Source organism: Brevibacterium picturae (assembly GCF_900105045.1).
Classification (GTDB): Bacteria; Actinomycetota; Actinomycetes; order Actinomycetales; family Brevibacteriaceae; genus Brevibacterium; species Brevibacterium picturae.
The window spans coordinates 4298497-4321905 of the sequence record NZ_LT629739.1; the positions used below are offsets into that span (position 1 = coordinate 4298497).

22 protein-coding genes and 1 other annotated feature are annotated in these 23409 nt (G+C 61.8%); of the genes, 10 read left to right on the forward strand and 12 right to left on the reverse strand.

Going from position 1 to position 23409, the window contains the following annotated elements:
• Positions 1-73: 73 nt before the first annotated feature.
• Positions 74-1009, reverse strand: a complete 936-nt coding sequence (locus tag BLT92_RS19595) for an AEC family transporter (protein ID WP_092108367.1) — start codon at positions 1007-1009, stop codon at positions 74-76.
• A gap of 83 nt (positions 1010-1092) precedes the next feature.
• Here BLT92_RS19595 and BLT92_RS19600 point away from each other — a divergent pair, with 83 nt between their 5' ends.
• A complete protein-coding gene (locus BLT92_RS19600; protein ID WP_092108369.1) occupies positions 1093-1557 on the forward strand; it encodes an Hsp20/alpha crystallin family protein in 465 nt (154 codons plus the stop codon).
• Positions 1558-1669: 112 nt separating this feature from the next.
• On the opposite strand, the gene BLT92_RS19605 is transcribed toward BLT92_RS19600, so the two are convergent.
• The gene (locus tag BLT92_RS19605; RefSeq protein ID WP_092108371.1) at positions 1670-2389 is read right to left on the reverse strand and encodes a class I SAM-dependent methyltransferase; all 720 of its coding nucleotides are present in this window, start codon (positions 2387-2389) and stop codon (positions 1670-1672) included.
• 146 nt (positions 2390-2535) lie between these two features.
• On the opposite strand from BLT92_RS19605, the gene BLT92_RS19610 reads away from it, so the two are divergent.
• The gene (locus tag BLT92_RS19610) at positions 2536-3795 is read left to right on the forward strand and encodes an aspartate aminotransferase type Ic (protein WP_092108373.1); all 1260 of its coding nucleotides are present in this window, start codon (positions 2536-2538) and stop codon (positions 3793-3795) included.
• Between the two features lie 95 nt (positions 3796-3890).
• Here the strand turns inward: BLT92_RS19610 and BLT92_RS19615 are convergent, their stop codons facing one another.
• Genes BLT92_RS19615 through BLT92_RS19625 form a run of 3 tightly spaced genes read right to left on the reverse strand, consistent with a single transcriptional unit; the run spans position 3891 to position 8686 of the window.
• Complete coding sequence (locus BLT92_RS19615) at positions 3891-4745, reverse strand: 3-hydroxybutyryl-CoA dehydrogenase (RefSeq protein ID WP_092108375.1); 855 nt, start codon at positions 4743-4745, stop codon at positions 3891-3893.
• A 40-nt stretch (positions 4746-4785) separates the two neighbouring features.
• Positions 4786-5292, reverse strand: a complete 507-nt coding sequence (locus tag BLT92_RS19620) for a peptide deformylase (protein WP_092108377.1) — start codon at positions 5290-5292, stop codon at positions 4786-4788.
• Positions 5285-8686: a pyruvate carboxylase gene (locus tag BLT92_RS19625; protein WP_092108378.1), complete on the reverse strand. Its 3402-nt coding sequence runs from the start codon at positions 8684-8686 to the stop codon at positions 5285-5287. Before BLT92_RS19625 ends, BLT92_RS19620 begins: the two co-directional genes overlap by 8 nt.
• A gap of 175 nt (positions 8687-8861) precedes the next feature.
• On the opposite strand from BLT92_RS19625, the gene BLT92_RS19630 reads away from it, so the two are divergent.
• A complete protein-coding gene (locus BLT92_RS19630; RefSeq protein WP_092108380.1) occupies positions 8862-9674 on the forward strand; it encodes a ParA family protein in 813 nt (270 codons plus the stop codon).
• A 194-nt stretch (positions 9675-9868) separates the two neighbouring features.
• Here BLT92_RS19630 and BLT92_RS19635 read toward each other — a convergent pair whose 3' ends face one another.
• Together BLT92_RS19635 and BLT92_RS19640 are read right to left on the reverse strand one after the other, a co-directional pair.
• Entirely contained in the window at positions 9869-10450 is a 582-nt protein-coding gene (locus tag BLT92_RS19635; protein ID WP_092108382.1) for a MerR family transcriptional regulator, read from the reverse strand.
• 240 nt (positions 10451-10690) lie between these two features.
• Complete coding sequence (locus tag BLT92_RS19640; RefSeq protein WP_092109667.1) at positions 10691-11470, reverse strand: lysophospholipid acyltransferase family protein; 780 nt, start codon at positions 11468-11470, stop codon at positions 10691-10693.
• Between the two features lie 86 nt (positions 11471-11556).
• Between BLT92_RS19640 and BLT92_RS19645 the strand changes: the two genes are divergently transcribed.
• The 3 genes from BLT92_RS19645 to BLT92_RS19655 are packed head-to-tail and all read left to right on the forward strand — an operon-like array spanning position 11557 to position 14599.
• Complete coding sequence (locus BLT92_RS19645) at positions 11557-12348, forward strand: alpha/beta hydrolase (RefSeq protein WP_092108384.1); 792 nt, start codon at positions 11557-11559, stop codon at positions 12346-12348.
• Between the two features lie 29 nt (positions 12349-12377).
• Positions 12378-12800: a hypothetical protein gene (locus BLT92_RS19650; RefSeq protein ID WP_092108386.1), complete on the forward strand. Its 423-nt coding sequence runs from the start codon at positions 12378-12380 to the stop codon at positions 12798-12800.
• Between the two features lie 53 nt (positions 12801-12853).
• Positions 12854-14599 carry a DEDD exonuclease domain-containing protein gene (locus BLT92_RS19655; protein ID WP_092109670.1) on the forward strand — a complete coding sequence of 582 codons (1746 nt, stop codon included), beginning with the start codon at positions 12854-12856 and terminating at the stop codon, positions 14597-14599.
• Here the strand turns inward: BLT92_RS19655 and trpD are convergent.
• Complete coding sequence (trpD, locus tag BLT92_RS19660; protein WP_092108388.1) at positions 14567-15688, reverse strand: anthranilate phosphoribosyltransferase; 1122 nt, start codon at positions 15686-15688, stop codon at positions 14567-14569. The genes BLT92_RS19655 and trpD overlap by 33 nt on opposite strands.
• Positions 15689-15868: 180 nt before the next feature.
• Between trpD and ctaE the strand changes: the two genes are divergently transcribed.
• The 4 genes from ctaE to qcrB are packed head-to-tail and all read left to right on the forward strand — an operon-like array spanning position 15869 to position 20101.
• Positions 15869-16543 carry an aa3-type cytochrome oxidase subunit III gene (gene ctaE, locus BLT92_RS19665; RefSeq protein WP_456236397.1) on the forward strand — a complete coding sequence of 225 codons (675 nt, stop codon included), beginning with the start codon at positions 15869-15871 and terminating at the stop codon, positions 16541-16543.
• A gap of 57 nt (positions 16544-16600) precedes the next feature.
• A complete protein-coding gene (gene qcrC / locus BLT92_RS19670; RefSeq protein ID WP_092108392.1) occupies positions 16601-17386 on the forward strand; it encodes a cytochrome bc1 complex diheme cytochrome c subunit in 786 nt (261 codons plus the stop codon).
• 49 nt (positions 17387-17435) lie between these two features.
• The gene (gene qcrA, locus BLT92_RS19675) at positions 17436-18479 is read left to right on the forward strand and encodes a cytochrome bc1 complex Rieske iron-sulfur subunit (protein WP_092108394.1); all 1044 of its coding nucleotides are present in this window, start codon (positions 17436-17438) and stop codon (positions 18477-18479) included.
• The gene (gene qcrB, locus BLT92_RS19680; protein ID WP_092108396.1) at positions 18476-20101 is read left to right on the forward strand and encodes a cytochrome bc1 complex cytochrome b subunit; all 1626 of its coding nucleotides are present in this window, start codon (positions 18476-18478) and stop codon (positions 20099-20101) included. The genes qcrA and qcrB overlap by 4 nt, the downstream gene beginning before the upstream one ends.
• A gap of 904 nt (positions 20102-21005) precedes the next feature.
• On the opposite strand, the gene BLT92_RS19685 is transcribed toward qcrB, so the two are convergent.
• From BLT92_RS19685 to BLT92_RS19700, 4 genes are all read right to left on the reverse strand, one after another.
• A complete protein-coding gene (locus BLT92_RS19685; protein WP_092108398.1) occupies positions 21006-21752 on the reverse strand; it encodes an ATP-binding protein in 747 nt (248 codons plus the stop codon).
• A gap of 14 nt (positions 21753-21766) precedes the next feature.
• Entirely contained in the window at positions 21767-22072 is a 306-nt protein-coding gene (locus tag BLT92_RS19690; protein WP_231938930.1) for a hypothetical protein, read from the reverse strand.
• A 97-nt stretch (positions 22073-22169) separates the two neighbouring features.
• Entirely contained in the window at positions 22170-23099 is a 930-nt protein-coding gene (locus tag BLT92_RS19695; protein WP_157691519.1) for an IS3 family transposase, read from the reverse strand.
• Positions 23013-23129: a sequence feature (AL1L pseudoknot), on the reverse strand. It overlaps the preceding gene by 87 nt.
• Complete coding sequence (locus BLT92_RS19700) at positions 23090-23401, reverse strand: transposase (RefSeq protein ID WP_125240281.1); 312 nt, start codon at positions 23399-23401, stop codon at positions 23090-23092. (Overlaps the previous feature by 40 nt.) Before BLT92_RS19700 ends, BLT92_RS19695 begins: the two co-directional genes overlap by 10 nt.
• Positions 23402-23409: the final 8 nt, after the last annotated feature.

Consider the following 23409-nt stretch of genomic DNA (forward strand, 5'->3'; position numbering starts at 1 on the left):
CCGACCCCACACGGGGTTCGGCCGGTCGCTGTTTTCAGTCGTCGCTGTCACCATCCGGCTCCGCCGCATCTTATCAGGCTCCGAGCACAGCTTGGGATATGAGGAGGACGGGTGGAAGAGTCAGGAGCATGAGTACGGTTTGGGCGCCGATGAGGGCCGCCATCAGCTCGGAATTGCCACCCAGCTGACGAGCCATGACAAAGCCGGAGCTTGCGGTGGCGATGGACTGGAAGATTATTGCGACCAGGGCCGGTGTGGTGGGAACGTCGAGGAGAACCAGAGCGAGCAGGGTCACCGCAGGCAGGACGAGGAGCTTGGCTGCGGTCGAATTGATCATCGCGGCGGCTTGGGTGCGAAGCGGGAACCGGCGCAGGCCGGCGCCGACGCACAGAAGTCCGATCGGCAGGGCCGCAGCCGCCAACGAGGACAGCACGGAGTCGACGACATCGGGCACCTGAGCCCCGGTGAGGTTGAACAGTCCCCCGGCCGCACAGCCGATGACAAGTGGGTTCGTGATGATGACGCGGACGATCCCGAGAGCGGAGCTGGTCCCGGTACGCAGAAATTCGAACCCGAGGCTGGACACGATGTTCACCGTGGGCACGAGCACGGCCGCCACGATGGCGGCCAACGCACTGCCCTCGGATCCGAACAGGCTGGCCGATATCGACAGCCCGATATACGTGTTGAAACGTATTCCGCCCTGCAGCACCGAGGTGAAGGACGGCAAGTCGGGTGCCACGTACCGACGCAGTACGATGATGAGGATTGACACGACCGCAGTCGGGGCGATGAGGCCCACAGCCAGTCGTCCGAGCGGAACATGTGAGACGCTGACCTCGGCAACCGAAGAGAACAGCAGCACCGGCAATAAGCAGTAGTACGCGAGTTTCTCCGCCCCCGACCAGAATTCGGGATTCGTGAAACCTGGGAGTCGTCTGAGTCCGATGCCCAGGAGTATGAGAGCGGCGACGGGAACGAGCGCGAGAAGGACCGGAATGAGGCTCACGAGACTGAGAATTTCATGAGATAGGAATCATTTCAAAGTTGAGTGTGTTTGACTCAATGTAACGACCCGAAGAAAGGAAGCTCATGGCTACACGTTTTGACCCCATCCGTGACCTCGATCGATTCTTCTCGGAAGTGACACGTACCCCGAACTCCACTTCGCTTCCCATGGACCTCTACCGTGACGGAGAGGTCTTCGTCGCACGCATCGACATGCCCGGTGTGGATCCGTCCAGCATCGATGTCGACGTCGAGGATCGCACGCTGACCGTTCGCGCTCAGCGGCAGTCCGATGTTGCGGACAAGGATGTGAAATGGCTGACCCGGGAACGCACGGCCGGTACCTACGCACGTCAGCTCACTTTGGGCAACAGGGTCGCGCTCGATCGGATCCAGGCTGACTACCAGGACGGCGTGCTGTCGCTGACGATCCCCGTGGCTGAAGAAGCCCGTCCACGTAAGATCAATGTCTCGCACTCGAGCCCGACCAGAGCCACCGAGGTTGTCGAATCGTCGCCGGCCCAGGATGAGGATCCGGTCGGCACCTGATCGAGAAGCTCAACCTGTTGAAGCGGGTCGCACCTGTGGGTGCGGCCCGCTTCTTCTGGTCCGGCAGGGGTCTTCTGACCAGCAGCGTATGAGCTCGACGAGTTGCCGTTGCTCAGGCCGCTGACCTCAGCACATACGCGAGGCACAGGTACGGCAGGTCCAACTCGCCGGAGACGGGGTGGTCGAGGGAGAAGTAGTCGTAGAGATTCGACTCCACACGTGCCCTCGTCACCTCATTCGACCGCAGCCAGTAGGACCGTGTTCTCGCCAGGTCGACGATGCCGTCGACGGTGACTGGCGTGGTGAATTCGACCAGTGCATGATCGACGAGATCGAAACCTGCCGGGCCCGGTCGATACGCAGGTCGGTAGACATCGCCTGCATGCATGATCCGGCTCAGGCGCAGCACCCAGGCGATGCGCACATCGAGCTGGTTGATGAGGATGAGCAGGTGACCGCCTGGCTTGAGGATGCGGGCGATCTCGGCAGCAGCTCGCGTCTCATCGAACCAGTGCCAAGCCTGCGCCACCGTGACGACATCGGCGCAGTCTGTCGGCAGCCCTGTGTCCTCGGCGCTGCCGATGAGACTGCGTGCAGGATTGTTCGCCAATGCCGCCTCGTCGGGATCGACAGCGATGACCTGGGAGCCGCGGTCGAGCAGAAGACGGCTGAGTACGCCGGTCCCGGCACCGAGATCACAGACCTGGGCATCCTTCCAGTTCATCGGCATCAGGTTGATGGCCGCATCGGGGTAGCTCGGGCGCACGTCATCGTAGAGTTGGGCCAGATTGCCGAAGCTGCGCCCATGAGCTGATTGCGCGCGTGGTCTCACAGTTCGCCCACCCTGATTCGTGAAGTTGATTGATCGTGGTCAACTCTAACGTGCCACCGGATTCGGCCTTGCCCACCCTCCCCGCACGCGAGCCGGGAAATGACTAGGATGGCTGTACGGTCAACCAACAGTGACAAGGAGCATCGATGTCCCCCACTTCCGAGCTGCAGGCAGAACTGGAAAGCGCTTCTGGCGCCTATGAGGAATTCGCGTCTCGCGGGTTGAAGCTCGATATCACCCGAGGCAAGCCGGCAAGTGAACAGCTTGACCTGTCGGTGGATCTCCTCAGCGCAGTCACCGGGGACGATGTCATGACTCCGAGCGGCGTCGACACCCGCAACTACGGGGGCCTGGATGGAATCGTCGAGCTGCGTGAGCTCTTCTCTCCCCTGCTCAAGGTGCCGTCGGACCAACTGCTGGCCGGCGGCAATGCTTCACTGACGCTCATGGCCCAGGCGCTGACCTTCGCCCTCATGCACGGAACCGTCGGTGACTCACGCCCCTGGGGGCAGGGACCGCATAAGCTCATCTGCCCGGTCCCCGGCTACGACCGGCACTTCACGCTGGCCGAGTCGTTGGGCTTCGAGCTCCTCAGCATCCCGATGGACTCCGAAGGCCCTGTCGTCGCCGAGGCGCAGCGTCTGGCCGCGGACGAATCGGTCAAGGGAATGTGGCTGGTGCCCATGTACTCGAACCCGACCGGCATCACGATCACCGAGGAACGAGCTCGGGAGCTCGCGGCGATGCCTGCTGCGGCACCCGACTTCACCTTGCTGTGGGACAACGCCTACGGACTCCACCACCTGCGCGAGCAGCATCCCGAAGTGCTCGACATCCTCAGCATCTGCGCCGAAGCCGGACACCCGGAACGCCCATGGATCTTCGCCTCGACCTCGAAGATCACCCACGCCGGTGCCGGAGTCTCCTTCTTCGGTGCGGGGCCGGAGACCAGCGGTTGGATCCGGGCGAATCTCTCGAAGATCTCGATCGGTCCCGATAAGGTCAACCAGCTGCGCCATCTGCGCTTCTTCTCCGACGCGGCGGGCGTCGAGGAGCATATGCGCCAGCACGCGAAGATCATTGCCCCGAAATTCGACGCCGTGTTGGACACTCTTGAGCGGGAGCTGGGCGGCAGGGACCTGGCACAGTGGACCGAACCAGACGGCGGATACTTCATCACCTTGACCACCTTGGAGGGTACCGCGGATCGGATTGTGAAATTGGCCGCCGAGGCGGGGGTCAAGCTGACCCCGGCCGGTGCCACCCATCCCTATGGTCTGGACCCGCTCAACAACATCATCCGCATCGCCCCGACCATGCCCACTGTCGGGGACGTGGAATTGGCTGCGCAGGGCCTCGCGGCCTGTGTGAAGCTGGCCAGCTACGAGAAGCTTCTGGCCGGCTGAGGCCGCCGCTTGGCCGAATGAGGCCTGAATACAAAAACTCCTGGTCGGTGCATTCACCGGCCAGGAGTTCTTTGACTGTGCTGTTGTGAACAGCCTCAGTATTCGTAGAAGCCACGACCGGACTTGACGCCCAGCAGGCCGGCATCAACCATGCGAGAGAGCAGCACCGGAGGCTTGGACGCAGGATCGCCGGTCTCCGTGTAGATGCTCTCAGCTGCGTACAGGCAGGTGTCGAGCCCGACCATGTCGGCAAGCTTGATCGGCCCCATCGGGTGCGCGCAGCCGCCCACCATTCCCGCGTCGATGTCCTCCTTGGTGGCGAATCCGGACTCGACCATGCGAATCGCGCTGCACAGGAATGGGATGAGCAACGCGTTGACGATGAATCCCGGACGGTCCTGCGCCTGGATCGGGTTCTTGCCCAGCACCTCGGCGACGAACTCCGTGGCCGTCTCACGCACCGAATCGGCGGTGAGCACGGAAGAGACGACCTCAACGAGTGGCTGCACCGGAGCCGGGTTGAAGAAGTGAACCCCCAGCACCCGCTCCGGACGTGACGTCGACTGTGCGAACCGGATGATCGGCATCGATGAGGTGTTCGAGGCGAGGATCGCCTCGGGATCCGTCACGACCTTGTCGAGTTCGGCGAAGATCGACTTCTTGATGTCCTCGTTCTCGCTGGCGGCCTCGATGACCAACTGGCGATCGGCGAGTTCGCCGATGTCAGTGGTGAATCGCAGTCTGCCCAGGGCTGCGTCCCGGGCCTCGGAATCGAGCTTTCCCTTCTCGACCGCACGGGTCAAGGATTTCTCGATGCGAGCACGGCCCGCTGCGGAGACCTCATCGTTGATCTCACGGACGATGACGTCGAGACCCGACTTCGCGAGCACCTCGGCGATGCCGGCGCCCATGAGTCCGCTGCCGATGACAGCGGTGCGTTGAATGCTCATTAGCTGCTCCATTTCTTGTGTGTCTGTTCGTCCATGTGTGTCAGGGCTGTCTGGCGAGGAACCAGTCCGAACCGCGGATGGCCTTCATGGCTTCGCGACGACGTTCCTTGGGCAGGGTCTGGACGTAGACCTGCCCGTCGAGGTGGGCCACCTCGTGCTGGAGCATCTGTGCGAAGACTTCCGTGCCGGAGATTTCCACCGGTGAGTTCTCCGCGTCCACGCCGCGCACACGAGCGAACTCGTAGCGAGGCGTGGGGAAGAACAGTCCGGGGACGGAGAGGCAGCCCTCCTCGATGTCGCGCAGCTGCCCACCGACCTCGACGACCTCGGGGTTGATGACATATCCCGTACGACCGTCAAGGTCATAGCCGAATGCCCGTACGCCGACGCCGATCTGCGGTGCCGCGACAGCGGCCCGACCCTCCGGCAGTGACGTGTCCACGAGGTCCTGGGCCAGTGCTCTGAGCCCTTCGTCGAAGACGGTGACCGGCGCGCACGAACTGCGCAGCACCGGATCACCCCACAGCCGGATGTCTCGCTCAGCCATCGATGACCACGACTAGGTCGCCGCCTTCGAGCTGCTGGACGTTGCCGATGGCGATACGCGAGACTGTGCCGGCCGTCTGAGTGGTGATGGAGGCTTCCATCTTCATGGCCTCGATCGTCGCGACCGTCGCACCGGCCTCGACGCGATCCCCCTCGGCGACCTGCAGCGTGACGACGCCTGCGAACGGGCTGGCCACGTGACCGGACTGGGAAGGATCGGCCTTCTCCGCGGTCTTGACGTCGCTTTCGACCGCACGGTCGCGCACCTGGAGCGGACGCAGCTGACCGTTGAGCGTGAACATCACCGATCGCATGCCGCGCTCGTCGGTGCCGCTGATCGCCTGCACGCCGATGAGGAGGTCCTTGCCCTTCGACAGTTCGACCGCGTGCTCCTCGCCCGCAGTCAGACCGTAGAGGTATTCCGAGGTCTCGACGACGGACAGATCGCCGTAGTTCGCGCGCATCTGCTCGAACTCCTTGGTCGGACCGGGGAATAGGAGCGAGTTGAGCTTAGCCTGACGTGCGGTGCCCGGCGTCTCCAGGGCTGCCGCATCCTCGGGCGCGAGGTCTTCGGACACGGCGTTGTGCCTGCGTCCGGCCAGCGCCTTCGTCCGGAACGGCTCGGGCCATCCGCCCGGAGGATCGCCGAGGTCGCCGTTGAGGAAGCCGATAACCGAGTCAGGGATGTCGAACCTGTCCGGATTCTCTGCGAACTCCTCCGGGTCGACACCGGCACCTACGAGGTGGAGAGCGAGGTCTCCGACGACTTTCGACGACGGGGTGACCTTGACGAGGTGGCCGAGGATCGAATCCGCTGCCGAGTACATGCGCTCGATATCCTCGAACCGCTCCCCCAGGCCCAGAGCAACGGCCTGCTGGCGCAGGTTGGACAGCTGGCCGCCCGGGATCTCGTGCCGGTAGACACGCCCGGTCGGTCCGGGCAGCCCGGACTCGAAGGGTGCGTAGACCTTGCGGACCGATTCCCAATACGGTTCGAGATCGCTGACCGCATTGAGACTGATCCCGGTGTCGCGTTCGGTGTTCTCGAACGCCGCCACCAGAGCGGACAGGCTCGGCTGACTGGTCGTACCGGCCATGGCGGCAGATGCCGCATCGACGGCGTCGGCACCGGCTGCCGCGGCAGCATGGAGAGTGGCCAACTGACCACCGGCGGTGTCGTGAGTGTGGACGTGGACGGGAAGATCGAAGTTCTCCCGCAGGGCAGTGACGAGTTTCGTCGCAGCAGCAGGGCGGAGCAGCCCGGCCATGTCCTTGATTGCGAGCACATGTGCGCCGGCGGCGACGATCTGCTCGGCCAGTTTCAGGTAGTAGTCGAGCGTGTAGAGCTCTTCTCGCGGATCGAGGATGTCGGAGGTGTAGCACAGGGCAACCTCGGCGACCGTGGTGTTCGTGGCTCGAACGGCCTCGATAGCCGGACGCATCTGTTCGACATCGTTGAGGGCGTCGAATATGCGGAAGATGTCGATGCCGGTGCGGGCCGCCTCATCGACGAAGGCATCGGTGACCTGAGTCGGATACGGGGTGTAGCCAACGGTGTTGCGACCGCGCAGAAGCATCTGGAGGTTGATGTTGGGCACGGCCGAGCGCAGCGCGGCCAATCGTTCCCAGGGATCCTCACCGAGGAATCGCAGCGCCACATCGTAGGTGGCCCCGCCCCAGGCTTCGATGCTGAGCAGCTCGGGGGTCATCCGGGAGACGTGTCCGGCGACGGCGAGCAGGTCCCGGGTGCGCACACGGGTGGCGAGCAGGGACTGGTGAGCATCGCGGAAGGTGGTGTCCGTGACGGCCAGAGGAGTCTGGTTCCGCAGTGCCTGAGCGAAGCCCGCAGGACCGGCGTCGAGGAGCCGATCGCGACTTCCTGGCAGCGGATCTGCGCCAAGGTCGATTTGGGGCAGCTTCTCCGCCGGGCGGATGCGCACGCTGGGCTCGCCGTTGGGGCGATTGACCGTGACGTCGGCGAGGAAATCGAGGATTTTCGAACCGCGATCGGCACTGACACGAGCGTCGAGCAGGTGCGGGCGCTCCTCGATGAATGACGTCGCGAGGTCTCCGGCGATGAATGACTCGTCTTCGAGCACGGCACGCAGGAACCCGATGTTCGACGAGACACCGCGGATCCGGAACTCGGCAAGTGCCCGCCGAGCACGCGAGATCGCCTGCCCGAAGTCGCGTCCACGGCAGGTAAGCTTGACGAGCATCGAGTCGAAGTGTGCGCTGACGGCGGCACCGGCATGCACGGTTCCACCGTCGAGACGCACACCGGCGCCACCCGCCGAGCGGTAGGCGGTGATGGTCCCGGTGTCGGGACGGAAGGAGTTGGCCGGATCCTCGGTGGTGATGCGGCATTGGAGGGCGGCGCCCTTGATTCGCATCTCGTCCTGAGTCAGGCCGATTTCAGCCAGAGTGTCCCCCGATGCGACGCGCATCTGAGAAGCGACCAGATCGATGTCCGTGATCTCCTCAGTGACCGTATGCTCAACCTGAATGCGCGGGTTCATCTCGATGAAGACATGCTGTCCCTTACGCGGACCATCGGTCTCGAGGAGGAACTCGACGGTTCCCGCGTTCTGGTAACCGAGAGCCTTGGCGAACTTCAGCGCATCCGTGTGCAGAGCATCGCCGATTGCCGGGTCCAGATTCGGAGCCGGTGCGATCTCGACGACCTTCTGGTGACGGCGCTGGACGGAGCAGTCGCGTTCGAAGAGGTGAATCGCATTCGAGTCGTTATCGGCGAGGACCTGTACCTCGATGTGACGCGGACGCTGCACTGCCTGTTCGATGAAGACGGTGGGATCGCCGAAGGCGCCCTCTGCTTCGCGCATCGCGGCCTTGAGCGCATCCTCCAGCTGTGAGGCTTCGCCGACTCGGCGCATACCGCGCCCACCGCCGCCGGCGACTGCCTTGACGAAGAGTGGGTACTCCATGGATTCCGCATCGGCCAGCAGCTGGGCGATGTCGGCGGAGGGACGCGTCGAGTCGAGCACGGGAATTCCGGCATTGCGTGCGGCTGTCAGAGCCTGCACCTTGTTGCCGGCCAACTCGAGCACATCGGCCTCGGGGCCGACGAAGGTGATTCCGGCATCTTGGCAGGCTCGCGCCAGATCGGGATTCTCCGACAGGAAGCCGTAGCCGGGGTAGATTGCGTCGGCCCCGGATTCCTGAGCGACGCGCAACATCTCTTCGACGCTGAGGTAGGCACGAACGGGGTGCCCTTCCTGGCCGATCATATAGGCCTCATCGGCCTTCATCCGGTGTTCGGAGTTCCGATCCTCATAGGGGAAAACAGCGACAGTGGAGGCGCCGAGTTCGTACGCTGCACGGAACGCGCGAACGGCAATCTCTCCACGATTTGCCACAAGAACTTTAGAGAACATCTGTGTCTCTCACTTCTGTATCGATCGCCTTAGGGCGATAGTCGACGGGCTGTCGAGGAACTACTCTACTCAGTGACCTGGAGCACTCGAATACAGGGGGTCCCATTTTCGCTCGACTGCCACGCCCGGCGTGGTCGTGACTGCTCAGCCCGGCCCGATACGTTAACGTAGGAGGGTGCTTGTCCTAAGTATCAGCAGCCTCAAAGGCGGAGTCGGTAAGACGTCCGTGACACTCGGTCTTGCCTCGGCCGCATACAACCGGGGAATTCCGACCTTGGTCGTCGACATGGATCCGCAAGCGGACTCCTCTACCGGCCTCGATGTCCCGACCTCGACGCGTGTCGACATCGCCGACGTGCTCGCTGCCCCGAAATCCCAGAAAATCCTGTCCGAGGCGATCATCCCCTCCGGGTGGGTGGGCGACAAGCTCGGACAACTTGACGTGATCTCCGGTTCCCCCAGAGCTGCGGAATTCGACCGCCCCTCACTGTCGGAGCGATACCTTCGGCGCCTTGAAGACGCGCTGAGTCGGGTCGCTCAGGGCTATCGGCTCGTTCTCATCGACTGCCCACCGAGTCTCAACGGGCTCACACGCACCGCGTGGACTGCCAGCAATCGCGTCGCAGTGGTGACCGAACCCAGCCTCTTCTCCGTCGCAGCCGCAGATCGTGCGCTTCGGGCGGCAGATGAGCTGCGCCAACGAGGAACCTCCGACATCCAGCCACTGGGTCTCGTGGTCAATCGGGTGCGTTCGGGTTCGAACGAACATGACTATCGGATCACTGAGATGCGAGAGATGTTCGGACCCTTGGTGCTCAATCCGCCGCTGGCCGAACGTGCGGTGATGCAGCAGGCCCAGGGCTCTGCCCGCCCGATCCACACCTGGCCCGGCAAACCGGCAGAAGAAGTGGCCACGTCGTTCGACACTCTGCTGGAACGAGCCCTGCGCTCGGAGAATATCCGCCCGCGCAAGCCTCAGGATCAATAAGCCTCGAGCCGCGTCCAAGGTGCATGCCGTGACGCCGCGCTGTCGCGACAGATCATGGTGTGATGCGTGATTGCCTGTGACGAAATACAGCCTCTGATGAAATTGAGTGTGGCCCGTCCTTTCGGACGGGCCACACTCATCAATCCCCCATGGTGCCCCTGGGCAGGGCAACCCGGTATCCGGGCGTAGGTTGTTCAGCCGAGCTTCTGCGCCCTTCGCTGCGCGAGCTCGTCCATCTCGACGATGGCCGAATCATCTTCAGGAAGACGTTCGCTCGGCAATTCGGACAGGCTACCTTCGACTTCGTTCCAGACGCGGCCCACGGCAATGCCGAAGACTCCCTGTCCGCCCTGCAGCAGGTCGACGACCTCGTCAGGAGAAGTGCACTCGAAGACGCTGGCGCCGTCGGACATGAGAGTGATCTGTGAGAGATCCTGCACGCCGCGTGAACGCAGGTGATCGACCGCGGTGCGGATCGACTGCAGACCGACGCCGGTGTCGAGGAGTCGCTTGACGATCTTGAGTACAAGAATGTCCCGGAAACTGTAGAGTCGCTGGCTGCCGGATCCGGTTGCATTGCGGATCGATGGGGTCACCAGGTCGGTGCGGGCCCAGTAGTCGAGTCGACGGTAACTGATGCCGATGACTTTGCACACGGTCGGGCCACGGTATCCAGCCTCTTCATCGAGGACAGGCAGATCATCGTCGAACAACAGTCCTTGAGCGGCTGGCGGTATCGGCGTCGGTTCGACGCTTTCATGACTTGAGCGGTTCACACCGACTCCTCCTTATAGTCCCTGGGGGAAGCGAAGATCGCTTTGAAGGGCAGAGAACGGTTCCATTCTAGCTCTCTTCTCAGCGAACCTACAGTGGGATTCAACATCTCCAAGCTATTCTTCCGTGCCTTCCAGGACAAACACCTCAAGGTAACAATTTGCGCGTGTCGCCGTTATCGCAGTATTCGAACAGCTGATTCATCGTTACATGAACGGTTCGCGGTCTCAGGCGGACCCGGTTCAGTCGGACCCGGACTGCGATTGGTCGTCCTCGGCCTCGGCGGGTCTCTGCGGCTTCTCGTCCTCATTTTTCTTGTCCTCTGCCTTCTTCGGTTTGGAACTGGTGAGGAGCTTGGTTTTGACCGTCGACGCGTACTTGTCGACATATTCCTGGCCGGAGAGCCGCATGATCTCGTACATGATTTCGTCGGTGACGGAACGCATCAGGAAGCGATCATGCGGAAGCCCCTCGTACTTCGAGAAGTCCATGGAGGATCCGAAGACGATCCCAACGCGTCGAAACTTCGGGATCAGGCGTCCAGGGGGTTGAATCTTGTCGGTGCCGATGATCGCGACGGGAATCACCGGGGCACCGGACTCGAGGACCAGGCGTGCGACACCGGTGCGGCCGCGGTAGAGCTTGCCGTCCGGTGAACGTGTGCCCTCCGGGTAGATGCCCAGAGAGTTGCCCTCTCTCAGAACCTTGAGCCCGGATTCCAGCGAGGCCTGAGAACCGGATCCGCCGGCTCTGTCCATCGGCAGCTGGTTGTTGAGTTTGAAGAACCAGCGGGTGATGGCGCCTTTGAGGCCACGTCCGGTGAAATAGTCCTTCTTCGCCAGATAGACGACCGGGCGGGGAGCGAGCAGGGGAACGAAGATCGAGTCCATGAAGTGATTGTGGTTTCCCGCGATGATCGCAGGACCATCGGACGGGAGATTGTCCAGCCCGCGCACCCAGGGACGGAAGAGAATCCGCAGAATGGGTCCGGCCACGACTCGCTTGAGAAACCAGTAGAACACGAGCACCCTTCCCTGTCACGACTCTTTGTCGTCCTCGGACATCATATATCGACACCATCACCGCACATTCATGCCATGCTGAAGCTATGGAGATCGACTACTCACCACAATCGGTGCCGACTGCACCTTACCGTCAGATCGTTCCGGCCTCTGCGTCTGCTGTGCTGTTTCTCCACGGGATCACCGGTTCGCCTGCCGCGTGGTTCCCCATCGCCCGGGCCATACATCGTGAGGGAATCAGCGTCAGCGTACCGCTGCTTCCCGGCCACGGAACGCGCTGGCAGGATCTGAATGCCACGACCTGGGCTGATTGGCTGGATGCCGCGACGACAGAACTCGAGGCGCTCTCCCGGACCCACTCCCGTGTAATGGTGGCCGGCTTGTCGATGGGTGGCGCACTCGCGTTGGCGCTGGGCACCGGCGAGGAGCCACCCGACGAACTCGTCCTCATCAACCCGGCCCTCTACATCGATTCCCCGCTGACCCCGGTTCTGCCCGTCCTCAAGCACGTCGTCGCCTCGGTGCCGGCGATCGCCGGAGACATCGCGCATCCGGACCGCTGTGAGTATGCCTACGAGCGCACACCTGTCGCCGCAATCGCCTCGTTCGCTTCGGCGCAGAAGACACTTCGCGACGATCTGTGGCGGATCGAGTGCCCGGTCTCACTCTTCGTCTCGGGCCGTGACAGCGTTGTCGGTCCGCGGACCCTCCGGACCCTGCGTTCGCGTCTGTCCCGTCGACCGCAGATCATATCCTTGCGTCGGTCGCGGCACGTGGCCACCTTGGACAATGACGCGGACACCATCGCCGAGGCGATCCTTGAGAAAATGACATCCGCCGGTCGCGCACGTGCTGGAAACCCCGGTGGTCGGGAATAGAGACGCCGAGAAGATTGCTGATAGAGGACATGGACGACGAGAAGAACGAGGACTGGCGCAACCAGGTTCCCGAGTCCGAGCGGCTCGGCGATTCCTCGCGCATCAGTGATAGTCACTGGGAAGATCTCGTCAATCAGATTGCCGAACCCAGCGCCATGATGGGCGATATGCCTGTCGATGAGATCAGGGACAGACTCGAAGAGGAGGAGGGGTGGGAACCCAGTCCCGCTGAACCGATCGGCTGGCGCACCGCGTCGCCGACTCTGATGCTCTCAGTGATCGCGACGTTCGGCGCAGTCCTGCTCTTGCTCATCGGGGTCATCTTCTTTCGACCTCTGCCCGATTGGTACCTGTTGGTCGGCATCGCTGTCGGTCTCGGCGGAGCCGTCGGACTCTTCTTCCATCTCCCCACGAGTCCTTCGTCCGACGGAGACAACGGCGCCTCGGTGTGATCCCGCAGTCGACAGACGGACCCATGTCACGGGCGGGTGACAGACTGGGCCACATGTCCGCTCCATTCGACCGATCTGCCACGGCAATCGATTCCTCGCAGCTGTCGTTCGACAACCTCGGCACGCCCCTTCACGAGGTCACATTCGTCATCGTCGACCTCGAAACAACTGGCACCCATGCCGGAAAGTCGGAGATCACGGAGATCGGTGCGATCAAGACGCGCGGCGGTGAGGTCCTCGGGGAGTTCCAGTCCCTGGTCAAACCCGAGGAGTCGGTGATCAGTCCCTTCGTGGCGCAGCTCACCGGGATCACACATGCCATGGTCGACGATGCTCCCTCGATCCGTTCGGTCCTGCCGAGTTTTCTGGAGTTCTCGGTCGGTGCAGTCCTGGTTGCACACAATGCTCCCTTCGACATCGGGTTCCTCCGCTCAGCCTGTGAGAAGCTGGACTACCACTGGCCCCAGCCGACCGTCCTCGACACCGTCACTCTGTCCCGACGAGTGGTGGGCCGGGATGAGGTCCGCAACCATAAACTGTCGACTCTCTCCGCTCATTTCGGAACCGAGGTCTCCCCAGACCACCGGGCACTCTCTGATGCTCAGGCGACTGGTGAGGTGCTGCATCGGGTCCTGGAACGATTCGGCGGATACGGCATCACGACCCTAGAAGAGCTGGCTACGGTGCGCCAGGCCGGCTGGGCGAAACGTCAGGCCAAGTCTCATCTGGCCAAGGGCGTCCCAGCCGAACCAGGCGTCTACATGTTCCTCGACGGAACTCGACGAGTCCTCTATATCGGCAAATCAGGCAACATGGCGCGCCGTGTCCGGGGGTATTTCAACGCCTCGGAGAACCGCGGCCGGATGGCTGAGATGATCACGGCGGCGCAGGAAGTCAGCTGTCTGCCGTGTGCGCATGCGCTGGAGGCCGAAGTCAGGGAGATTCGCCTGATCGGAGAGCTCGCCCCGCCCTATAACCGACGTTCGAAGAACCCCGAACGCAATTCCTGGATCGTTCTCAGCGATGAAACATTTCCACGACTGTCGGTCGTCCGGTCGAACACGGCATTGGAGAAGTCACCCGCCACTCCCCTGGGTCCGTTCCGGTCACGCAAGTCAGCCCAAGCGGTGAAGGAGCTTCTCGACACCCTCTACCCGGTCAAACGGTGCACGGCGAAGATCACAGCGGCGAACCTCGACTCGCATCGACCGTGTGTGAGTTCTCAGGTGGGCCAGTGCGGAGGCCCCTGCGCCGGGGTGACCGACAGGCACAGATACCTGGCCGAGATCGCGGAGCTGTTTGCAGTCATGGCCGGCGACTTCTCGTCGCTGCGCCGACTGTGCACACAGCGAATGTCGAGATTGGCCGAGGAAGCCAGATACGAGACGGCCGCCGAGGTGCGGGACGCGATGCGCTCGGCACTGTCGACCGCCGCGCGGGCTGAATCGGTCCGCGCACTTCGGGACATCCCTGAGATCCTTGCGTACGCGCCAGGGCCTGAGGGCGGACTCGATCTCGGTGTCATCCGACACGGAAAACTGGCTGCTGCCTCCCACGCCCGCGGCACGCAGAGCATCGAAGGAGGCTTCGCCGCCATCCGGGCGACCGCGGAATGGGTGCCTGCACCGGGGAAGCTGCCGGCAGCCACCGACTCCTTGGCGGAAGAGACGCGGCTGCTCGCCCAATGGCTGCAGTCGGCAACACTGACCTCGGTGCAGGGAGCGTGGTCGCTTCCCTGCACCGGGGCCAATTACCACGCGCAGGAGTCAGGCCCGGTTCGTCTCGGCGACCCTGTGTGAGACCGCAATCAGCTGATCGAGCTTCTGCGCACCGAGACCGGCATCGACCGTCTCTTCCGCGACCGTCAGCTTCGCCGCCATCCGCTCGGTCAGGCTCCCCACCGCGGACTCATCGGCCGCGACGAGGGCTGCGGCGGTATTGATGAGCACGATGTCGCGCACCGCGGCCTTCTCTCCGTTGAGCACCGACCGGGTGATCTCAGCGTTGTCCTCAGGGCCGCCACCGCGCAGCTCGTTCTTCGTGACACGTTCGAAGCCCAGGTCCATGGCATCGAAAGTCATATGCTCAACCTCGCCGTGGCGAATCTCCCACACGTCGTTGACGTCGGTGTTGCTCAACTCATCCAGACCGTCCCGCGACCGGAACACAAGTGCCTGGTGTCCCCTTTTGGCCAATGTGCCGACAACCAGGGGCGCCATCTGAGCGTCGGCGACTCCGATCGCAGTATGGCGGGCGCGAGCCGGGTTCGTCAGCGGGCCGAGGATATTGAACGCAGTCGGAACACTGATCTGCCGACGCACTGCCGCCACGAACTGCATCGACGGATGAAAGACATTGGCGAAGCAGAATGCCAGACCGACTTCCTTCGCGATGATCCCGGTCTGCTCCGGTGTGATGTCGAAGCGAACGCCGAGAGCTTCGAGGACATCGGCGGAACCGGAGGCCGACGACGTCGCCCGGTTGCCGTGTTTGACGACGCGCTGGCCGCTTGCGGAGATGATCATCGCCGCTGTGGAAGAGATGTTGGCCGTCTTCGCCCGATCACCGCCGGTGCCGACGATATCGACGGAATCCTCGAGACCCGGCAGCTGCACGGCGTGATCCATCATGGCGGAGACCAGGCCGGCGATCTCGGCGACAGTCTCGCCCTTCGTGTGGTGTGCCGCAAGAAATGCGGCCATTGTCACATCGGGCGTCTGACCAGACATGATCTGGTCCATTGCCCAGGCGGCGGCAGACTCGTCGAGATCTTGTTGATGCATGAGTGACATCAGCAGATCCGGCCAGGTGTAGGTGGCGCCCTGAGGTGTGGTTCGGAGCCCGGGTTCCTGTGTTTCCGGGCTGGTCGTACGCGGTGTCTCCGTCATCCGAATGAACTCTCCTTCAAGGACTTTCACCACCTCTGAGCACGAGATGGAACTTACCAGCGGCATCCTATCCTGTCTTCGACACGCGGGGGCGCGGTGATCCGAATGCGAGATTCCGGCACCAATTCAAGGTTTTCGCTACATCGTGTAGAAAAATATTCATCGAAACCTGGGTAAAAGATGAAAACTCACCCCGAGACGAGTAATAATGGGGGTGTGTCAACTGCCACTGCATCTCAAACAGCGCCAGCACATCCGGTTGTCAATCGTCCGAATGTGACCACGGTGGGCTTCATCGTGTTCCTCGCGAGCGACCTGATGTTCTTTGCCGCGCTCTTCGCCATGTACTTCACCATTCGATCCGTCGTGCCCGGATTATGGGAGACCCAGACCGAGCTTCTGGACATTCCCTATGCGCTGGGCAATACGCTCATTCTGGTGTCGTCTTCATTCACCTGCCAGCTGGGCGTCTTCGCAGCAGAGAGGTTCCGGCCGCGCCGGACAGGTTCTCTGTTCAACATCGCCAAATGGGGAATGGTCGAGTGGTTCTACCTCACATTCCTGCTGGGCGCGGTCTTCGTCGCCGGCCAGGTGATGGAGTACGCCACCCTGGTCAGCGAGGGCCTCGCCATCAATACGGATGGCTATGGCTCCGTCTTCTACTTGACAACAGGGTTCCACGGCATTCACGTGACTATCGGGCTCATCTGCTTCCTGCTTGTGATCGGACGAGCATACGGAGCCAAGAAGTTCGGTCACCACGAGGCCACATTCGCGATTTGCGTGTCCTACTATTGGCACTTTGTCGACGTCGTCTGGGTCGGTCTCTTCGGAGTCATCTACCTCCTCCAATAGACGGCTCGAGATGCTCGGCCATTCGGACTCACAACATTTAAAGCAAAGGACGATCACGTGAAGTTTTTAGCAGATCGCCGCAGGCATCCAATGGCACTGGTTGTGCTGCTCTTGGTGGGCTTGCTGCTGACTGGCGGAGCCTACGCACTCTTCACCCAGACATCGAGCGCAAAGGCAGAGACTGCCAGCTCCTCGGACATCGAAGAAGGCCAAAAACTCTTCGTTGCGAACTGCGCAACATGCCACGGCCTCAGTGGCGAGGGTTCGAAAGCCGGACCAGGGCTCATCGGCGTCGGTGCAGCAGCAGTCGATTTCCAGGTCGGAACCGGACGCATGCCCCTGCAGGCCAATGGGCCGCAGGCGCGGGCCAAAGAGCCGCAGTTCAATGACGAGCAGACGGCGCAGCTCGCCGCCTACGTCGCATCGCTGGGCCCTGGCCCTGCGATTCCGGAGGAAGAGAACCTCGACGGGTCCAAGGGCGATCCTGCTGCAGGCGGCAGTCTCTTCCGCGCCAACTGCGCGATGTGCCACAACGTGGTCGGCGCCGGCGGCGCTCTGACACGAGGCAAATACGCTCCGAACCTGGAAGATGTCTCCGACAAGCACATCTATGAAGCAATGCAGACCGGCCCACAGAACATGCCGATCTTCAACGACGCGAACCTGACTCCCGATGACAAGCGCGACGTCATCGCCTATGTCAACGAAGTGACGGAGACGCCCTCACCCGGTGGATTCAAGCTCGGATCGCTGGGACCTGTGGCCGAAGGACTCTTCATCTGGTTCTTCGGACTCAGCGCAGTCATCGGACTGACAGTGTGGCTGTCATCAAGGTCGAAGTGAGTCAGCCAATGTCGTTCAGTAACCACCACGAGAAAAGACGGGGAATTCAATGACCTCGAAAGACCACTTCGGCGGCGGTAGCCAGCTCGAGGAGTTGAATGGGTTCACGAACCCGGGGCTGCCGGAACACAAGCCGCGGATCGCTGACCGTGATCCGAAGGCCGCGAAGGTAGCCGAACGCCAAGTAGCGGCGTGGTTCATCCTGTCGATGGTCGGAACCATCTGGTTCATCGTCTCCTACTTCCTGTTCACTCCAGGCGAGACGATGCAGAGCATCCGGATCCACAACACCTCTGTTGGCCTCGGTGCCGCTGTGGCGATGTTCTCCATCGGCGCCGGTGCCGTGCTGTGGGCGAAGAACCTCATGAGCGATCACGAGGGTATCGATGAACGTCACGACATCGGCGGCAGCGAAGAGGATCAGGCTGTTGCGCTCGAGATCCTGCATCAGGCCAAGGAGGAATCGGGAATCGCCCGCCGTCCGCTCCTGCGCAACACACTGATCGCGGCACTGGCCATCGCTCCCCTGCCTGCCGTCCTCGTCTTCCGTGATCTGGGCCCGCTGCCCGGTGACAAGATGTTCACTACCCTCTGGGGCGAAGGCGTGCGCCTGATTCAGGATCCGGGCGGTATTCCATCCATGGAATCCGAACGCCCCATCAAGGCAGAAGATGTCACCATCGGTTCGGCCTATCACGTGCTTCCGTCCGGCATCGGCGATGAAGAGAATGCCGAACACCCACTGAATGAGAAGGCCAAGGCTGCCGTTCTCCTCATGCGCATCGATCCCAAAGAACTCAAAGAGGACCCGGATCGCAAAGACTGGTCGCACGACGGCATCGTCGCGTACTCGAAGATCTGCACCCACGTCGGTTGCCCCGTCGCACTGTACGAGCACCAGACGCACCACCTGCTCTGCCCGTGCCACCAGTCGACGTTCGATGTGACCGAACACTGCAAGGTCATCTTCGGCCCGGCCAAGCGTCCACTCCCGCAGCTGCCCATCTCGGTCGACAGCGACGGCTTCCTGGTCGCACAGTCGGACTTCCCTGAGCCCGTCGGACCTACGTTCTGGGAGATCAATCACCCATGAGTACTACACAACCCACAACCACCGTCGGGCAGGCTGCGAACTTCGCCGAAACACGTGTCGGGGCTTCGGTCCTGGTGCGCGAATTCGGACGGAAGATCTTTCCTTCTCACTGGTCGTTCATGCTCGGCGAGGTTGCTCTCTACAGCTTCATCATCGTCATCCTCTCCGGAACGTTCCTCACCTTCTTCTTCACGCCTGCAATGGGCGAGATGCATTATGAAGGTCCCTGGGCGCCGCTGCGCGGTGTCGAGATCTCGGAGGCGTACAACTCGACTCTGGCGATCTCGTTCGAGATTCGCGGCGGTCTGTTCATCCGTCAGATGCACCACTGGGGTGCGCTGCTCTTCGTAGCTGCGCTGAGCATCCACATGCTGCGTGTGTTCTTCACCGGCGCGTTCCGTCGTCCCCGCGAGCTCAACTGGATCGTCGGTGTGCTTCTGGTCATCATGGGTATGGCGGCCGGTTTCACCGGCTATTCGCTGCCCGATGATCTGCTCTCGGGCAACGGTCTGCGAATCATCGACGGTATCGTCAAATCACTGCCCTTGGTCGGAACGTATCTCTCGTTCTTCATCTTCGGCGGCGAGTTCCCCGGCACCGACATCGTCGCCCGGCTCTACTCGCTGCACATCATGATCGTTCCAGCGTTGCTGATCGCTCTGATCGGCATCCACCTGGTGTTCGTCGTCGTGCACAAGCACACGCAGTACCCAGGCTCCGGCAACACTGAGAAGAACGTCGTCGGCGAACCTGTCCTGCCGACGTTCGCGGCCAAAGGCGGAGGATTCTTCTTCCTCATCTTCGGTCTCATCTCCCTGATTTCTGCCCTGTTCACGATCAACCCGATCTGGAACTACGGACCGTACGACCCATCGCCGGTCTCGGCGGGTACACAGCCTGACTGGTACATCGGCTGGGCAGACGGGTTCCTGCGCATCGTTCCAGGTTGGCTCGAGTTCTACATCGCCGGTTGGCCGATCTCACTGAATATCAACAGCGCGGTCATTGTCATGGGCGGTGTCTTCGGTGCGATGTTCATCTATCCGTTCTTCGAGTCGTGGCTGCTCAAGGACAAACGTGAACACCACATCCTTGATCGTCCACGCAACAATCCCACCCGCACCGCCATCGGTGTCGCAGGCGTCGTCTTCTACTGCAACATGTGGGCCGCTGCCTCGGGCGACATCATCGCCGTGTTCTTCCAGATGTCCCTCAACGACATGATCTACATCTATCGCATCCTGTTCTTCGTCGGACCGATCCTCGGTTACATGATCACGAAGCGCATGTGCATCGCTCTGCAGCGCAAGGATCGTGAGATCGCACTGCATGGTCGGGAGACGGCGAATATCATCCGACTCCCCCACGGTGAGTTCCTCGAGCGTCACGAGGCACTGCCACCGCACAAACTGTGGAAGCTGACCGCATTCGAGTCGCCGTCGTACACACCGGCGGAACCGAATGCCGATGGCAAGATCACCGGACTTGAGAAGTTCCGTGCGAGGCTGTCGAAGTTCTTCTTCGAAGACCGCGTCGCACCGGTGACGAAGCAGGAGCTCGAAGCATCGCACCACGATCACGACTCGGTCGAGTCAGGTGATCACAAGGAGATCGGTCACTGATCGAGACAGGTCTCAGATCTGCTCGTCGTGACAGGTCGGACAACTGATTGAGGGGTCCAGCATTTTTGCTGGGCCCCTCAGCTATGTCGCGGGTACTATCGATCCTCGTTTTCCCAATGTGGGCCGTACGGAGTTGCCAGTGAATGCGTCAGAACTTCCCGAGGCGATTGCCTCGAGAGGACGCAATGGTCACAGCATTGCGCACGACCACCAGTCGCGAAAGGCACAATCGTGGGATCAGACTGTCAGCGGCCCCGGCAACTGCCCAGCGGTTGACAGACTTCGCGCCCATGATGGTCAGTATGGCTGGCTATCAGTGGACAGCCGCTCAACCCAGACAAATGTGCAGTGGGATCTCTCCTGCAGTTCCAAGACACTGGACCGTACAGGCGGAGAGGCAACCGGTCGAACCCCGCCTGTCCCCCGGAAAGGTTGTCATGTTGCCGGGTCACGGCAGAGACTTCGGCAGTCACCGATGCCCCGCCACCTATTTTTCCGTTGGATGAGGAGGTGCTGACGAGCACGCAGACGGCCCTCTGGTTAGACGCGCGCGACTCAGGCCGATGTTCCCGTTCGCACGGCCATGGCCGTGCACTGCGAGCAGCGCTTCACAGCGAGCCGCCACGACCGCGGCCGCATCCGACTCCAGACCACAGGCTCCCGCCGGCCCACAGTGCCCGCCTGATGGACCCATCAGCCTATAGACTCATAGGCTGACCGGCGCGGCGGCACCGCCAAGAGAACAGCCACGGTACGCGCAAGCGACTCGCACATGCAGTGGCGCGGTTGGTGAGTATTTGAAGGCTTGGGGGCCAATCGATATTGCCGTTCGGGACCAGCGATATTGCCTTCGGGGGCCAGGAGTGGTGTCGGTGGGGACCATCGGTCCCCACCGACGATCGTGCTATTGATTCAGTACCGCCTGTTCACGCATATTATGAGTACCCGTATCGACCCAAATGGTGTTATGCACGATGCGATCCATGATCGCATCGGCATGGACACCGGAACCCAGTCGTTGGTGCCAGTCCTTCTTCGCGCACTGGGTACAGAACACCGCCGAAACACTGTCATAGCGGCGCTCGAGTATCTCCAGCAACATGCTGCGCATCGACTCGTCAGGATGATCGAGTAACCACTCATCGATGACCAGGAGAGTAAACGATGCGTATTTGCGGAGGAATTTCGTGCTCGCCTGCGGCTTGTCTTTCGCCAACGCCCACGCTTCTTCAAGATCGGGCATGCGAATGTAATGAGCCCGGATCCGGTGCTGACAGGCCTGCTTAGCCAATGCGCATCCCAGATACGACTTCCCAGAACCGGTGAAGCCTTGGAACACCACGTTCTGCTGACGCTCGATGAACGAGCAAGTGGCCAGCTGGGCCAGGACGTTGCGGTCCAAACCACGTTCCTCGACCCAGTCTAAGCGGCGTAGGTCCGCACCGGGATAGCGTAACCCCGCCCGACGGATCAGTCCCTCGACCTTTGCATGATTAAACGACGAGTGAGCCTCATCAACGACGAGTCGTAACCGGTCATCGAAGCCCATCCCCAGCACGAGGTCCTCGCCTTGACTCTCCAGGGCCTCCAACAAGGCGGTAGCGCCTATCTCACGCAGTTTCCGCTTGGTCTCCGTATCGGTCCCGCTCATTTGGCCCCTCCTGCTTAATAAGAGGCACCACGCACATACCCGCCATGCTCCACACCCTGTTCTCGCGGCGGTCTCAGCTCGGCGGCCTTGTCTTGCCCGGTGGCCAGGATTGGTTTCAGGTGGGCATACCGGGGCGATCGCACGGGGCCTGCCAGTCCGATCCGGCAAGCCGCCTCGACCCGCTCGGCAGAATATCGCCGCGCCAGCCGCAGCACAGCCAGGCCGGCATCGAGTCCCTGCTCGTCCACGGGCACGGACTCGAAGATCCGGTTGATGACCACCAGCGCCGACGGGCCGATCCTGCCCGCCCATTCCCTCACCCGCGCAGCATCCCACGGCTGGTATCTGTCACCGGTGGGCAGATCGGCATCGTTGTGTCAAGCCCCGGGTTTCATAGAGGGCTATTTTCCTGGTTATCTAAGCAGCCACCGACTCGGTATCACTCTGGTTGATCCATTCAGAATGAACTTCGACCGGCGGCCGATAAGCAATGGCTGAATGCAGCCGGTCCTGGTTGTACCAAGACACCCACTTCGACGTCTCGGCCATGACCTCAATCAACCCTGACCACTCACGACGATCAATCAATTCAGCCTTATAGACCGAATTCAGTGCCTCAGCCATGGCATTGTCATACGAGTCCCCACGGGACCCCACCGAAGCCACGACCTCCGATTCGGCAAGGGTCTCGCCATAGCGAATCGATCGGAATTGAACGCCACGATCCGAGTGGTGGACAAGCCCCGATACATCTTCGCCAGCACGGAACTTCGCAGCCAAAGCCATCGTCAACGCATCCCTGGCCAAGGACTCGCGCATATGGTTCGTCACCTGCCAACCCACGATCTCACGATGGAATACATCCAGAATGAACGTCGTATACACCCACCCAGACCGCGTCGGAACATATGTAATGTCAGCGACCCAGAGACAGTTCGGCCCGTCCGCTTCGAACTCGCGTTCAACGAGATCGTCCGGGCATTCCTCGGCCCTGGCCGAGGCCGTCTTCGGACGCTTCCGCCTCCGACGGATCCCATCAATGCCCAGCTGGCGCATCAACCGCTCGATGGTGCACCGGGCGATGTTGCCGAACCGGTCACCGTACTCACGGGTGACCGCCTTCCACATCTTGCGCACCCCGTAACACGAGTAGTTCGCCTCATAGACGTCTTTGATGACGACCAACAGTTCCCGGTCCCGCAGGGCCCGGGCTGAGGGTTCACGCAACTTGTACGCGTAATACGAGCTCACAGCAATCCGTGCAGCAGTCCCTTTCAGGGCGCGCACGATTGGCTCGACTCCAAACTCGTGTTTGTTCTCGTCGATGAAGGCAACGATTACTTTGATGGGCGGTCGAGCTCCGCCGCGAAGAAAGCCGAGGCCTTCTTCAGGATCTCGTTCGCCCGTCTGGCTTCAGTCAGCTCGGCACGTAGCCGGCGGTTCTCAGCCTCTAGGTCGACAGACTCCGTCGGCGTAGCCTTCCCGGAGTCCTTGTGCTTGCGCACCCAGACTCGCAGGGTTTCCTTGCTGAGCCCGAGCTCGTTCGCGACGCGGGTGATTGCCCCGTTCGCTGTCTCGGGGTCAGCTTGAGCATGGATGACGAGTTCGACGGCACGAGCCTTGAGCTCGTCGGTGTATTTCACTGGCACGAGAGAAT

Coding starts and splice junctions, on each gene's coding strand:
- BLT92_RS19600 (WP_092108369.1), top strand. CDS start 1,093: ATGGCTACACGTTTTGACCCCATCCGTGACCTCGATCGATTCTTCTCG.
- BLT92_RS19610 (WP_092108373.1), top strand. CDS start 2,536: ATGTCCCCCACTTCCGAGCTGCAGGCAGAACTGGAAAGCGCTTCTGGC.
- BLT92_RS19615 (WP_092108375.1), bottom strand. CDS start 4,745: ATGAGCATTCAACGCACCGCTGTCATCGGCAGCGGACTCATGGGCGCC.
- BLT92_RS19620 (WP_092108377.1), bottom strand. CDS start 5,292: ATGGCTGAGCGAGACATCCGGCTGTGGGGTGATCCGGTGCTGCGCAGT.
- BLT92_RS19625 (WP_092108378.1), bottom strand. CDS start 8,686: ATGTTCTCTAAAGTTCTTGTGGCAAATCGTGGAGAGATTGCCGTTCGC.
- BLT92_RS19645 (WP_092108384.1), top strand. CDS start 11,557: ATGGAGATCGACTACTCACCACAATCGGTGCCGACTGCACCTTACCGT.
- BLT92_RS19650 (WP_092108386.1), top strand. CDS start 12,378: ATGGACGACGAGAAGAACGAGGACTGGCGCAACCAGGTTCCCGAGTCC.
- BLT92_RS19655 (WP_092109670.1), top strand. CDS start 12,854: ATGTCCGCTCCATTCGACCGATCTGCCACGGCAATCGATTCCTCGCAG.
- trpD (WP_092108388.1), bottom strand. CDS start 15,688: ATGACGGAGACACCGCGTACGACCAGCCCGGAAACACAGGAACCCGGG.
- ctaE (WP_456236397.1), top strand. CDS start 15,869: ATGAAAACTCACCCCGAGACGAGTAATAATGGGGGTGTGTCAACTGCC.
- qcrA (WP_092108394.1), top strand. CDS start 17,436: ATGACCTCGAAAGACCACTTCGGCGGCGGTAGCCAGCTCGAGGAGTTG.
- qcrB (WP_092108396.1), top strand. CDS start 18,476: ATGAGTACTACACAACCCACAACCACCGTCGGGCAGGCTGCGAACTTC.
- BLT92_RS19685 (WP_092108398.1), bottom strand. CDS start 21,752: ATGAGCGGGACCGATACGGAGACCAAGCGGAAACTGCGTGAGATAGGC.